This is a genomic window from Nitrosomonas sp. Is79A3 (assembly GCF_000219585.1).
In the GTDB taxonomy this organism is placed as follows: domain Bacteria; phylum Pseudomonadota; class Gammaproteobacteria; order Burkholderiales; family Nitrosomonadaceae; genus Nitrosomonas.
This window is the reverse complement of the sequence record NC_015731.1, coordinates 1,860,086-1,874,860: the sequence shown is the minus strand read 5'-3', so window position 1 is coordinate 1,874,860 and position 14,775 is coordinate 1,860,086. Positions and strand designations below refer to the sequence as shown.

9 protein-coding genes and 2 tRNA genes are annotated in these 14,775 nt (G+C 45.1%); 5 read left to right on the top strand and 6 right to left on the bottom strand.

All coding sequences use genetic code 11. The features are described from left to right. Positions 1-192 precede the first annotated feature (192 nt). From NIT79A3_RS08620 to NIT79A3_RS08595, 6 genes are all read right to left on the bottom strand, one after another. On the bottom strand, positions 193-3,105 hold the full coding sequence (locus NIT79A3_RS08620; RefSeq protein ID WP_013965830.1) for an EAL domain-containing protein: 2,913 nt from the start codon (positions 3,103-3,105) through the stop codon (positions 193-195). Between the two features lie 16 nt (positions 3,106-3,121). Beyond that, a complete protein-coding gene (locus tag NIT79A3_RS08615) occupies positions 3,122-4,477 on the bottom strand; it encodes a hypothetical protein (RefSeq protein WP_013965829.1) in 1,356 nt (451 codons plus the stop codon). Positions 4,478-4,499: 22 nt separating this feature from the next. Next, on the bottom strand, positions 4,500-4,775 hold the full coding sequence (locus tag NIT79A3_RS08610; protein ID WP_348225757.1) for a hypothetical protein: 276 nt from the start codon (positions 4,773-4,775) through the stop codon (positions 4,500-4,502). 239 nt (positions 4,776-5,014) lie between these two features. Beyond that, entirely contained in the window at positions 5,015-5,785 is a 771-nt protein-coding gene (locus tag NIT79A3_RS08605; protein ID WP_013965827.1) for a PEP-CTERM/exosortase system-associated acyltransferase, read from the bottom strand. A 440-nt stretch (positions 5,786-6,225) separates the two neighbouring features. Continuing rightward, on the bottom strand, positions 6,226-7,461 hold the full coding sequence (locus NIT79A3_RS08600) for a pyridoxal-dependent decarboxylase, exosortase A system-associated (protein WP_013965826.1): 1,236 nt from the start codon (positions 7,459-7,461) through the stop codon (positions 6,226-6,228). Further along, positions 7,458-9,044: an acyl-CoA ligase (AMP-forming), exosortase A system-associated gene (locus NIT79A3_RS08595; protein ID WP_013965825.1), complete on the bottom strand. Its 1,587-nt coding sequence runs from the start codon at positions 9,042-9,044 to the stop codon at positions 7,458-7,460. Before NIT79A3_RS08595 ends, NIT79A3_RS08600 begins: the two co-directional genes overlap by 4 nt. Before the next feature lie 200 nt (positions 9,045-9,244). Between NIT79A3_RS08595 and gltX the strand changes: the two genes are divergently transcribed. The 5 genes from gltX to NIT79A3_RS08570 all read left to right on the top strand — a co-directional run bounded on the left by gltX (position 9,245) and on the right by NIT79A3_RS08570 (position 14,755). Continuing rightward, positions 9,245-10,636 carry a glutamate--tRNA ligase gene (gene gltX, locus NIT79A3_RS08590; protein ID WP_041360791.1) on the top strand — a complete coding sequence of 464 codons (1,392 nt, stop codon included), beginning with the start codon at positions 9,245-9,247 and terminating at the stop codon, positions 10,634-10,636. A gap of 53 nt (positions 10,637-10,689) precedes the next feature. Next, a tRNA-Ala gene (locus NIT79A3_RS08585) sits at positions 10,690-10,765 on the top strand. 39 nt (positions 10,766-10,804) lie between these two features. Continuing rightward, positions 10,805-10,880, top strand: a tRNA-Glu gene (locus NIT79A3_RS08580). A gap of 815 nt (positions 10,881-11,695) precedes the next feature. Then, entirely contained in the window at positions 11,696-12,913 is a 1,218-nt protein-coding gene (locus NIT79A3_RS08575) for a metallophosphoesterase (protein ID WP_013965823.1), read from the top strand. Between the two features lie 111 nt (positions 12,914-13,024). Then, positions 13,025-14,755, top strand: coding sequence for a dihydroxyacetone kinase family protein (locus tag NIT79A3_RS08570; protein WP_013965822.1), 1,731 nt, complete (start codon positions 13,025-13,027; stop codon positions 14,753-14,755). Positions 14,756-14,775 lie beyond the last annotated feature (20 nt).

Below are 14,775 nucleotides of genomic sequence, written 5' to 3'. Positions count from 1 at the left end.
CAATTGAAAAACGCTTTCGAGGCAGCCGATGCAAGGCAAAAACAGGCGAAAAAGCGCAGTTTATGTGTAATAAATGAGCATTTTGAGCTTGTTTTTAACACCGCAGCGGCAACGAGATAGTTTTTCAACGGCTTGTTAAACCTGTAAACTGCCGGAATCAGTGATTCACCAGCAATTACTTGTATTCATTACTCATGAATCAGATTTCATGAAAAACGTAGCCGCGGGTGCAGGCTTGCCGATGTAATACCCTTGTGCGTAATCAATATCTATTTTTTCTATCAAAGACAGTATTTCTGCACTTTCGACAAATTCTGCTGTAATTTTCTTACCAAACCCCCTGGCTACGCTACATAAAGCATTCACCAAAATTAGGTCATCACTGCTTTCAGATAAATTACGTATGAATGAACCATCAATTTTAACCACATCAACCGGCAATTCTCTTAAATAATAAAAAGAAGAAAAACCAACACCAAAATCATCCAGTACGAAACCACAACCCAGTTCTCTAATTTCTATCATTAACGCACGTGCGCCAGGCAAATCCTCTAACGCTGCAGTTTCTGTAATTTCAAACATGACACATGCCGGATCCATGTCTCGTGTCATCAATTCTTGTTTCAGGATTGGCAATAGCTCGGGATCATTAAATGCGTGAGCGGATAAATTGATTGAAAAGCTGACCTTGAACCCGGCTTGATATATTTTTGCGACCTGAGCAATGGCTTTCCGCAGCACCATGTGATCAATTGCATGAATTAACCCGGTATGCTCAGCCGCAGGAATAAAATCGGCAGGCGACAATACTGAACCGTCTTTTTCCTGCATGCGCAGCAATACTTCATAGTGTGAGATTTGTTTTGATTTAACATGCATAATCGGTTGCAAATAAAGCACAAAATTATCATGTAAATGGGAGTGTTCAATCTTCTCTTTCCAGTAAACCAATGTATGCATCCGTTCACGGCTACGGTCTTTGTCAGAAAACAGGTACCAGGCATTCCGCCCCATCGCTTTCGCCTGATACATGGCAAGATCTGCAGCAGCCAGCAAATCATGAATATTAGCGCCATGCTCAGGAAATAATGCAATACCGATACTGGCTGAAATTTTATGGGTACGATTACTAATGGTTAATTGGGCCAAGCTCAATTGATCCAATACTTTTTTAGCAACTTCTATTGCGCCACTGGCATTGATTTCCGGTAAGATAATGGCAAATTCATCCCCTCCCAAACGGCCTGTTATATCATCTGTCCGAATAGTCTGAGCCAGCATACCAGCAACCATTTTAAGCAACGTATCACCAGCCTGATGTCCGCTGGTGTCATTAATATATTTAAATCGGTCCAAGTCAAAGAATAACAAAGCGCCCGGATGCCGGTAACGTTCTGCACGGCTTAATACTTGCTCCAATTCTTCGCTAAAACGGCGCCGATTAAACATGTTTGTCAAAGGATCATGATCGGCCAGCCACGCCAGATGCCCTTCAACTCGCTTATATTCGGTGACATCCAGCCCAACCGATAAGATAGACGGATCATCCGCAGATCGCCGGGATAAATGCGAGTGTAGCCAAGCCACATGACGTGTTGTCCCATCTTTACAATGTGTAATAGCTTCATGACGTAATTGCATTCTTTGCCCGGTATGTATCTCATTAAAACGGGAAAGTGAATCTTGCGATTCATACTCCGGAATCAAAATATTTAAAAAAGATTTACCCAGCAACTCACTCTCCGTATAGCGAGTCAACATTTCTCCATAAGCATTGAGTGAAATGATCCTGCCTTCGGAATTCTGTGTCAGAACTATGGCTTGTGCCGTATCCAGCAAATTTTCAACGAAATCTCTTTCTTTACTGAGTGCATTTTTTTGCTCAATCAGCATCGTTGTCCGGGTCGATACTTCCTGCTCTAGTTTTTCCAGTTGTAATGACAAGGATATGGCGGCTTCAGACAATGTGTCCACTTCATCACTGAAACGCTGTACGCGATCGGTTGAGGCCAGAGACAGACGTAATTTCTCAAATTGTCCGCTGGCAAGAAACGGGAGTACAAAAACAACATCTTTTAATTTTGCAAGTAGCCGCGTAAAAATCAGAAATAATAAAATCTCTGAGAAGATAAGCCCAATCAAACCGATCAATGCAATTTTCCAGATGGAATCATGAATATTATTCACTGCAGCCGTCACATCGGTAATGACAACCAAATGGGCCTTGTCGGGTTCATACGAATTGAGCGGAAATAATTTTAGTTGTTGATACTGATCATTCCAGCGGATCTGGATACCGTCATTGAGTGACGGCATTTCCGGATAAATCTGCGCAGCTTTATTGAGAATTTCCCGATTTCTTTCTTTGTTGGTAAGCGCTGGGATATGAACATTCCAACGCAGAAAATCGAAATCATTTTGTAGCAACAGATTATTTTGTTCCTTAATTAACAGGCCTATATCAGCACCCGCTATCCGTTTGAAGGCCAGAAATACATCGGCCAAAGAAATTCCCATCACCACTACGCCAGCTTTTTTTCCTTCGACCAATAGTGGTGAAACGATGTACTGTATGCAGCTTTCCCTGCAAAGCAAAGGGTTGATCGGCCGCTCAGATTGATTGACATGACTTACCCAGGTCGACAACAGAGTATTGCCGTCAATATTCGTGTCCAAACTATCCCAACTTGCATTCAGCTGATTGGCTTGGTTATAAAAATGGATAAATTCAACTCCGTTATGAAATTGCAGCAGCGCCCAATGTTGATCAAAAGCTTTGCTAATACCCTCGCCATCACTTTTGATCAAAGCATTCTTCATTTCATCAAGAAATGGAATCATTTCAGCCAGCTGGTATAAATTCTGCGAGGTATTCTTGATCAGACTGTTGATCTCTCTGGAATATCGCCTGTATTCAACATCCCGTTGATTGTCGAAATTGGCCATTAAGCCCAGATAACTGATAAAGCAAAACATTATTACAACAGCCAGCAGTATCAAACTGCTCCCCAAAGAGATTTTCCATCTCAAGCTGCGAAACCTTCTCCCCTTAAGGTTTGGAGTCAGAGGCGCTTTTTCTAATTGATTCCCGGAATTATTTTCCATCAGAATTTCTTCTTGCTTAGAAGCGATAAGAGGCTTGAATCGCGTATAGATCCCAGTGCTGGCTTAGTGGTCCTTCACTTGCCGGATTGTCTAATCTCGAAAGCCATCCGGTTCCATTTACATGATGATATTCACCGCGCAGCATAAATTGCGGCGTAATATTCCACCGCAAACCTACTGTTATATCCTTGGCAAAACGAGAGTGTTCTTGTCCTGCGCGTGCAGGATTCTGTGCGGCCCAGCGACTTCCATCCCGATCTGATCTATCGGTAAAGAGCACATCATAACGCAGAATACCTTCCCATTTCGGAGTAAAACGATATTCGCCTTGAAAGTAAAAACTCTCGCCAAAGAAATTTAAGCCATCCAGAGCTTTTACATGGAAATTATTGTCATATTTAAAATGCCGTAGCGCGTATTCAGAAGTCAGAGTCCAACGTTCCGCATTATATTGTGCGGAGAAATAGATTGGTGTGAATTGTAGTGCACCGGGGCCTGCTGGATCATTCATTTTGTTCGCGGGATCATAGGCTGAATTTAACCATATTCCGCTAATACCAAGACGAATACGCTTGTCATTCGTTTCAAAAATTCCACGTCCAATGTACGATACATCCCTTGTTAAATGACCCGGCCGTAGTGCCCCAACAAGCGCAAGTTCCGTATCCTTGTCGCTTACAATCGGCAACCATACGCCAAATTGAGTGGAAACAGTACCCAGATTGCCAACTGCAGTTTCACCATACAACTGCACAGAATCTCCAGATAGCCCAAGATTTCGCGTGCGATCAAAATAAATGGATTGTGGCAACAGAATGCTCGGACGTGTGAATGCGACATCCCGGGTTTCATTATAGAAACCAAAAGGGTTTTTTAATCGACCGACCCGAATACCAAACTGATTCACTTCGTGAGAATAAATCCGGTAATCCAGAAAGCCAAAATCAAGGCGTGGCATACCTGTGTTTCCTTCACCCGCACGGCGCGACAATACTTGTGCAGACACTTGCAATCTTGGCAATGGCCGCATGGAAGCATTGAGTCCGGCTTCTGTAAGCCCAAAGCTACCGCCATTATCACTATTTCCAAAAACATCATTGTTTGAAGTTGTGATATAAGCCTGACTGGCAAAACCATGAATCTGCAGATCACCGGGAAGATCTGTTCTTCGAAACCAGTTTACCGCCGTACTCACCAATCCGGGTTTCTTCTTCGTGCTATCCGATTCTGTAGCTTGTGCAGGCAACTCCGATGTTTGCAACCAAACCGGTGATTTTATAGATTCAGGTTGCTTCTGTGCCTGATCAGGTTGTTGCGCATGCACTGAAAAGCAGCCGACAAACAATAACAAGGCCAATTGCCTGGTTATCATCCGGGAAGCGCCTCCAAGCAGGCTACTTAATCTCGAGCACGTTAACATTTTCATTAATATTTGCTCTCCATAAATAACCTATTGCGCCTGGTGTGCTGGCAACCTTGGCAAGCATTTCCTCAGTTGAATTGACGATAATGGGTGCTTGACCCGTACCGGAGAAAACTAAACGATCCCACGTAGACCGTAACTGATAAGGAAATACGTTTAATTTTTCTTTGGAAACAGTCTGATGTAACTGATCATCATCGGATAATACAAAAACTCTAATCTTGGTTCCATCAGGCCATGTTTTCAAACGCATACTGAAGATAGAACGCAACGAATTCACTGAGAGAGCTTTTTCGCTGACCCCTAAATTAGTCACAATTTCATAATGATCATTTGCTCTAGCCTCGGCTTCTATGCCGAGAAGACAGATAGAAAGAGCTATACATAAATAGCCTCTAATCTTTAACAAACAATGCATTGATATAGGATTTGTATGGAGAAATGAAATAAATTCAAGAAACGGGTTTCTGATTCAATGCTATTTTATTAGCTAATAGGAACGGGACTATATTCACCGCACTCGGTCACTACTTCCCAAGCATCACGATGCTCTTTATACATTCTTTGAATAACTTCTTCGACTTTCACGTAATAAGGCCGGCGAATGCCATGATAATTAACCGGCGGTCCAATTGGATTAAAACTCAAACCATAAAAACCCAATAATCTATTTAATGCCGGGTCCATTACTGATAACCAGTTTTTGATATTGTATTTGATTGACATGCGCATAACGCCGGACATAAGTACCAATGCAATGTTAAGCGCTGAACGGCGATCTCCTGCGCGTCTATCTTGTTTCTCTCTTTTGTCGCTGTCGATGTCGGTTACTTGCTTGCGGCGCTCATCAGTACGCCGGTCATTTTTACGCCGGTCAAATTGGCTTATAACCAAAAAACGAGAAATTTCTGCAGTTTGTTGACGGGGGAGTGCTTTGATATCACACAGCACCGGATCCGTTTGACCATACAATTCGACAGGCAATAGCTTCTCTGGTCTTGAAGAATCCGGCAGAATTAACCGGACGGTACCAATAAAATCTCCAGATGGGCGATAGCGCAGGAGAACATGCGATGAATGACTGTCATAACTATCCTTCTCCAGCTTATCCGGACAAAGTGCGGGATCAAATCCAGGCAGGCGTTGTTCTATACACAATACCTGATATCGGATTCTATAAACATTCTCTAGCAACTCGGCTGTATCAGCTACAATAATTTCAAAGAATTTATGAAAATTTTCATACAATTCAGTCATCGAATCACCCAGTTGAGTTATAAGTAGTCGGTTATATCCATATTCAAAAATTTACTTAAATCAATTCTTAATCATCGAAAAAAAGAATGCGTAATAGTAAATTTATTCATTCAATGAGAGAAATAGTAAGCTGCATCCGCGCAACGTCATAATCGAATAAGCACGGGAACTATGGTGCATTTTCTATTTTCAATCGCATAAAGCAAATACTTTTTCATTCAATAAGTAATATATATTCATTGCAGCAATCATTTAAGTATATTTAAAGCGAATATTCAACTGATCTTTATCATTTGATTGAAGAATTGAAGTAATGATGCAAGCCTGTGCACAATAAACAACATACTGGCGTAATGTAGCGGTTTTTTATTTAGTTAAGCGGTATTGATTGAACTTGCGCCAAAGCAAATAAAACAATCCGTTTCGCGTTTGATCCGAAGTTACACCATTACTTCAATGGGTGCAGGATGACCCAGAAATGCTGTCGGACTAGCGGTCAAACCATAGGCGCCCGACTGTAATATCACCACCAAGTCACCAGCCGATGCTTTGGCCATTAGCATTTGATCGGCTAACAGATCTAAGGGCGTGCAAAGCGGTCCCACAACCGAAACAACTTCTCTTTCGGTGCCCTCAACTTTATTTCCGATGATGACTGGGTAATTCTTGCGAATTACTTGACCAAAATTACCGGAAGCCGCCAAATGATGGTGTAATCCTCCATCAGTTACTAGAAAAACTTGTCCTCGCGATACCTTCCGTTCCAAAACCCGGCAGACATAAATTCCCGCCTCAGCCACCATGTATCGGCCTAATTCAATCGCGATCCGAGCATCAGGCAATTGCCGTTTTACTTGTGGCATCAAGCGCTGCAAATTCTCACCAATGGCAGCAATATTCAATGCTTGATCACCGGGGAAATAAGGAACACCAAAACCACCGCCAATATTGAACAACCGCACGGGTGATGGTGCATGTTCTGCAAGTCGAATACCCAGTTGGAAAGTTTTTGCATGCATTTCCTGAATCGCTGTTGCATTCAAATTCTGTGAACCACTGAAAATATGAAAACCAACAAAATTTAATCCACGTATACCTAACTGGTTCAGCATATCAGGTACACGTTCAGCATCTACGCCAAATGGTTTGGAACCGCCGCTCATTTTCATTCCGGAAGATTTAAGCTCAAAATCCGGATTCACTCGAATGGCTACATTGGGAACAATGCCTAAATATTCACCCAATTGCGCGACCAATTCCATTTCCTGCTCGGATTCCAGATTGAGAACGACACCAGTAGCGATAGCGCTGCGCAATTCATGCTCTTTTTTCCCCGGTCCGGCGAAGCTGATTTTCTCAGGCGATAACGTTGTATCCAATGCAGTTTTCATTTCCCCCGCTGAAGCGACGTCAATTCCATCAACCAACTCCGCCAAATGTTGCACCACTGCAGGCATAGGATTTGCCTTCATTGCGTAATGCAGCAGAATCCCGGCAGGCAGATGCAGGCGTAGCAAAGCAATCCGCTCTGTAATTTTTTCCCGGTCATACGCATAGAATGGAGTCGATCCAACACGTTGCGCTAACCGAGTCAGTGCAATACCGCCTATTTGCAGACAATCATCCCGCACGGGAAACTGCACAAGCGGCGCATGCTCCGGAGGTGAATTGCTCATTGCGCATCTCCCGTAAATAAATGCTGCACTTCCTGGAAAAGGAATTTACGGTCTATTTTACCGTTCGGATTACGCGGCAGATTCCCTTCACGCACTTCAATATGACTTGGCAGCATATAAGCAGGCAAACGCTGCTTGCACTCTGCCAACAAATTATCAGTTTTCAACTGAATAGCTTTCCGTGCTGTCACAATCACCACAATCGCCTGCCCCAGCACCGGATGAGGAACTCCGATGGCAATGGCTTCTGCGACACATTCCGTAGCATAGATAACTTCCTCCACTTCTGTCGGGCTAACCCGGTAACCCGAGGTTTTGATCATCGCATCGCGACGCTCAATGAAGTAAAGAAATCCTTCTTCATCCATCTGCACGGTGTCACCCGACCAAGCGGCAATTTCCACAAGCGGCAGACCAGACTGACGCGGTTTAACCGGTTTAAAACACATCGCTGTTTTTTCCATATCATTCCAATAGCCCATCGCGACCAAGACACCCCGATGCACCAATTCTCCAGGTTCACCCGGCACACAGTGTGATCCATCTTCGCGCAACACCAGTACTTCAACATTTGGTATTGCTTTGCCGATAGAATCTGGACGCCGACCCAGCTCCTCCGGCGCCAGATAAGTTGAGCGGAAGGCTTCAGTAAAGCCATACATCAAGAATATTTGCGTAACCGGCAATGCTTTACGTAATCGTTCCAAAGTCGAGCGCGGCATGGCACCGCCTGAACTGGTGATATAACGCAATGAAGACACTTGCCTCCAATCCAACTGAGCCAGTTGAATCCACAGTGGCGGTACAGCCGCGAGGCCGGTGATCTGTTGTTCTTTGATAATATGGATAATGTCACGTGGTAACAGATAATTCATCAAAACATTTGCTGCACCGGTATAAAATGCGGTAGTGAGCTGACTCAATCCATAATCGAAACTCAGCGGCAACACAGTCAGAATCCGGTCATCGCGTTGATTTCCTAAATACTGCGTTACACTTTTTGCACCAGCCATCAGGTTACGATGTGAAAGTACAACTCCCTTAGGTTTACCGGTACTGCCCGAAGTATAGAGAATCGCTGCCATATCACTATCGATCGCGGGTAATGCAGCGCAAATACGGTTTGCAGCATGCAATGCTTCCCAACTCATAACGAGAAGACCAGCAATAGCCGGAAGTTCATCCTGAGCATCTACTACAGCAACTGTATGCAGATCATGACAAGACAGCAAAACTGTTTGCAGTAATTTCAAACGCTCCAATGAAGTAACTAGCACTCGCACATTACAATCGATCAGAATATAAGCCACCTGTTCGGGTTTTAATACTGGATTCACTGGAACAAATACACCACTCGCCGCAGAGGCAGCAAATAATGCCACAACTGTTTCCAAGCGTTTCTCAAGATAAACAGCAACACGTTCACCACGGCTTAAACCCAGTGCACGCAAACCATCCGCTTTTATCTCAATTTCTCCGGCCAAAAGGGAATAACTCATTGTCTGATCTTGATACAACAATGCTTCAGCATCGGGCGCGAGATCAGCCGCTTTAAAAATTAGATCATGAATTAAGTCAGTCATTTATCAAATGCTTTATTGTCATACAGGCAGAAAAAATCAATTGAATTAGATTGTTAATATTATAATCTGCTTTAGCTTGCAAGTTGTTATCAACATGCATCATACCGGCTAAAGTCCGGGTAAAAGAAACACCGTCTTTGCGGAATCGCGTAAACTATCGAATTCTTATACTTAGCATAACAGTAGACACAACAATCATGATGGTACGTACACGATTTGCACCGAGCCCGACCGGTTATCTCCACATTGGTGGCGCACGCACCGCTCTTTTTTCCTGGGCCTATGCACGAAAACATGGCGGTAAATTCATTCTTCGCATTGAAGACACTGATCTGGAACGTTCGACCCAGCAGTCGATACAAGCAATCCTCGATGGCATGGCATGGCTAGGATTGGATTATGATGAAGGACCGTTCTATCAGATGCAGCGATTAGCACGTTACCATGAAGTTGCTGAACAGTTGTTACAGAATAACCAAGCCTATTATTGCTACGCCACCAAAGAAGAATTGGAAGAAATGCGTGAGCAGCAATTGGCTGCCGGTCTAAAACCACGCTACGATGGCCGCTGGCGTGATTCAAAAAAAACCCCGCCCGCCGGTGTCAAACCAGTACTTCGATTCAAAAATCCAATGCAAGACCATGTCACAATTAATGATCAAATCAAGGGACGCATTACTGTCGCCAATAGTGAATTGGATGATTTGGTGTTGTTACGCGGTGACGGCGTGCCGACTTATAATTTCAGTGTAGTGATTGACGATCTGGATATGAACATCAGCCATGTCATTCGCGGCGATGATCACGTGAATAACACGCCGCGCCAAATCAATATTCTTAAAGCTCTGAATGCGCCGTTACCAGAATATGCGCATGTCCCCATGATATTGGGTGCCAATGGCGAGCGTTTATCCAAACGGCATGGTGCCGTCTCAGTTATTCAATATCGTGAAGACGGCTATTTGCCGGAAGCCCTGTTGAACTATCTGGCAAGGCTCGGATGGTCGCATGGCGATGAAGAGATATTCAGCCGCGAACAATTGGTTGAGTGGTTTGACTTATCGGCGATTAGCCGCTCCCCGGCCAAATTCAATCCGGAGAAACTGCATTGGATCAATCAGCAGTATCTTAAAAAAACTGATAATGCGCGTTTGGCTGAATTGGTCGTTCCATTCCTGGCAAAAGATGATTGCCACATTACAGATGGTCCTGATTTGGCGCGTATTGTAGATTTATTAAAGGAAAGGGTAAATACCATCGAAGAACTGGCGGACGCAGCGGTTTACTTTTATCGCCCGTTGGAACCCACCAATGAATTGAAAGCGCAACATCTGACCGCAGAAGCAAAACCCATCCTGGCCGCTCTGATAGAAAAATTTAACCATATTGAATGGACGCGCGAATCGATTCATGCTGAAATAAAAACAACAGCTAAGGATCATGACGTCAAATTGCCTAAAATCGCAATGCCCTTGCGGGTTATGGTTACAGGTGAAGTTCACACGCCTTCCATTGATGCGGTATTGGAACTGCTTGGCCGTGAAGAAACACTCGCCCGCATGAACAGCCGTCTGAGCAGTTTTACTGATTGATCTTTTCTTTACAATGAATCAAGGCATCAGTATAATCCCCCTTCCTTTGATCAGGGGGTATAGCTCAGCTGGGAGAGCGCTTGCATGGCATGCAAGAGGTCAGCGGTTCGATCCCGCTTATCTCCACCAGTTCATCATTGATAGTACGACGCTATAACGACATAATTTGTCCCCATCGTCTAGAGGCCTAGGACATCGCCCTTTCACGGCGGTAACACGAGTTCGAATCTCGTTGGGGACGCCAAATAAAACAGACGCTTGTAGAAATTCTGAAGCTTCTCTCTTCTCCGTGTGAAATCTGTGCGTACTACATGGGGCCAGAATATTTCGGCATTTCAGAGGAGTTGTGTTTGTCGAACTCCCGTCACAAGGATGTTCACATGGTGGGTAAATTAGCTTCATTTTGATGGAATGCACATACCTGCCTCGCACATAAAGCCAAGCAATTACCCTATCACGTTAATTCCATCAGCAACTACAATTGCCGGATAGATCACGCAAATAACCTGATTATTCTTTTTTCTTCTCTATTCTCAAAAATACAAAACTTACTTAACGGAGCAGCATGACAATGCTGGCTTGCAATAATTGCGGCTCTTCTGACCTAACTTTTGCGTTGCACGCGCTCGTTCATGTTGCACATAGCCGTCAGTGTTTTCATTTGCTTGCTATTTGCTTCACCCGGTAGGGTCAAATTCATCCTGAGAAATCCAAAATACCGCCATTACTGAAACTATCGGCGCGTCCCTCGAACTTATCATCAAATTGACTGTTGTCGCTTTTTTTCCGCTTCAGCGAGTTTACCATGTCCACCCGAAGGGAAGATTAAAATCCAATCGCAGGATTTGGATTTTTCAATGTGTTTGACACATCTACAAAATGGCATTATTTTTCCTAACAGGTCGTTGAAAAACTATCTGCGGTGCTAAAAACAGACCCAAAATGCTCATTTATTAAGCATAACCTGCGCTTTTTCGCCTGTTTTCGCCTTGCATCGGCTGCCTCGAAAACGTTTTTCAACGGCTTGCTAAACACTTACTTCAATTAAAGGAAGATCAAATGCTAACTAATGTCAAAAACACGACATTAATGGCTGCACTGTTTTGTGTTGTTAATTTGTGCTATGCCAATACTGCGAACGCTGAACAATCCAATGATCTCGCCACGTCTGATCCGGTCAAATTTTCATTTGCTTTTTTTGGTTGTAATCGCTTAAACAAAGAAGGCGTAGAAAGCACTCATTCCGACAGCACTGCCAACATAGCGCAATTACTGCAATCCTTTAAAGATATTGCCAATTCACCGGTACCGCCTAACTACTTATTTCTAGCAGGCGATATTGTGAAAGGTAAAAAACCCGGAACCAAAAAACTATCGAAAGAGCTGGCTGAATGGGTCAAATTAGTCAGTGATCCCAATCAGAATCCCTTGATACAAAAAAATATTCCCATAGTTGCTTTTACGGGTAACCATGAAATATTAGTTAATCAAGAAGACGGTAAAAATTGTATCTACGCACAATGCCCTAATCCGCCAGCCTATTTGTACTGGCAGGATTACATGGGCAAAACCAACACGTTCATTTTTGGCAAAAATGGCCCTGTCACAAATGCCAATGGTGGTAAAGATGATTTGTTAACTGACGAAAAGCACCTCTCCTATAGTTTCCGGAGTGGTGACGTATTCTTTATTATTCTCAATACCGACACACAAATAGATGCTGTCACGATAGGTGATATTCCTTTGCACTGGATTAAACAGCAGTTAAAAGCTGCACAACAAGATCACAACGTAAATCATATTTTCATCATGGGACACAAGCCATTGTTATCAAGTGATAATAATGGCAGTGACACAACGGGAAATGGGACTATCCGTAGCGCAGAAGCTGAAGCGTTTTACGCCTTATTAAAATTAAATAATCCTGCGGGAGATAATAGCTCAACGAGCAAAGTGCGCATTTTTCTAGCAGCGCACACACACGAATGGAACTACATGCCTAAAATGACGGTTGGTAATATTACAGGAATAGTGCCGCAAATTATTGCGGGCAATGGCGGTAGCCCGCCGAACTCATCCTGGTTAAACGATGATGCCTATTTTGGTTACACTTTGGTAGAAATTACCCAGAGCGGTGTTGTAACGGCAAAAAGTTTTGGCCGGCCATTTGATACCAAAGAATATTACAAACAATCGCCGATTGAACCCGCTACATTGCGGACTACTTATACTTTGCACACACCGGAAAATAATAAGCAAGTGACATTAAAACACTAAATAATTATCGGCCAAATCCGGTGGTTGTTTAGTAAGCGCATCATCAATTCCGAAATATTTCTGCATAGTTTTCTTTAATCATAAAGCACAATAGCATGAGATCAGCCAAGCATGACATACCTATTCAACGATCCGGCAAAATTTGCGGATGAATTGATTGAAGGCCTCGTGGCGGCGCATGCAGGCCGGTTACGGCGAGTGGATGGCGGCGTCATCCGCCGGCATAAGGCCCAGCCCGGCCAAGTTGTAGTGGTGATCGGCGGCGGCTCGGGTCACTACCCGGCGTTTGGCGGTTTTGTCGGTTCCGGAATGGCGCATGGCGCCGAGCTGGGAAATATTTTCGCGTCGCCCTCAGCGCAGCAGATTTGTAACGTCGCGCATGCTGTGAATGCCGGAGGCGGTATTCTATTTTGCTACGGCAATTATGCCGGTGATGTACTCAATTTCAACCAAGCGCAAGAACATCTTCGCGCTTTGGGAATTGACGTGCGCACGGTGGTTGTAACCGATGACACCGCATCGGCGCCCTCCTCTGAAAAACATAAACGACGCGGTATCGCCGGTACTTTGCCCGTTTTCAAAGCCGCATCTGCCGCTGCCGATTCTGGAAAATCGCTTGATGATGTCTTCCGTATCGCCACCGCAGCAAATGATCGCGTACGCACGCTGGGTGTTGCTTTCTCCGGTTGCACTCTTCCGGGCGCGGATAAACCGCTTTTCGAAGTCGAAAGCGGAAAAATGGAAGTCGGGATGGGCATTCACGGGGAACCCGGACTTTACCGCTTGAACGCAACAACTGCGGATGGCTTAGCAGAACTCTTGGCCGGCAAGCTGCTCGCAGAAATTCCTGCAGTTATTGGCAACCCCGAAGGCGCACGCGTCGGTGTAGTACTCAACGGCCTCGGAGCCATCAAGTATGAAGAGTTGTTTGTGGTTTATCGCAAGATCGACCAACTGCTTTCCGCACACGGATTGATCATTATCGAACCGGAAGTGGGTGAGTTGATCACGAGCTTTGACATGGCGGGTGTTTCGCTCACGTTGTTTTGGATGAACGATGAACTCGAACAAACTTGGCTTGCTGCGGCCGATACACCGGCTTTTCGTCGAGGAAATATCGCGCCATCCTTTGGGGAAGAGGCCGATACCGCGACGCCGAAAGGTCCGCGCCGGTTAAACGCCGGTTCTGAACAATCGCAAGCGGCTGCGGCGGTTGTGCCTGCAGCGCTCGAAGCTGCTTGGCAAGTAATCGGTAAGTACCATGAAGAACTCGGCCGCCTGGATGCGATTGCCGGAGATGGCGATCACGGTATCGGCATGCAACGTGGACTCACTGCGGCGGTCGCCGCGGCGGAGGAAGCGCGTGTTGCTATGGTTGGTGCGGGAACTTTGCTCACAGTCGCTAGTGATGCTTGGTCCGGCCGGGCGGGAGGCACATCCGGCGCGTTGTGGGGAGTGATCCTTCGCGAACTGGGTAGCGCCTTTGGTGATGAAGCCATGCCTGATGCATCAACAGTTGCGACTGGCGCTGCCGCCGCGCTTCGCGGCGTAATTGGACTGGGCAAAGCACAGATAGGCGACAAAACCCTGGTTGATGTTCTTCACCCATTTACAGCGGCGCTTGCTACCGGTGCGTCCCGTGGTCTCTCGATCCCGGATGCCTGGGCGGCCGCAGCGATTGTCGCCGATGAAGCGGCCCAGGATACGGCACGCCTTCTGCCAAAGATAGGCCGTGCGCGTCCTCACGCCGCGAAAAGCATTGGCTCACCTGATCCCGGAGCTATTTCAATGGCTCTGATCATTCGTGCAGTTGAAAGAATACTCAGAGTACATTGTTCTTGAACCTGTCCAGATTTCACCCG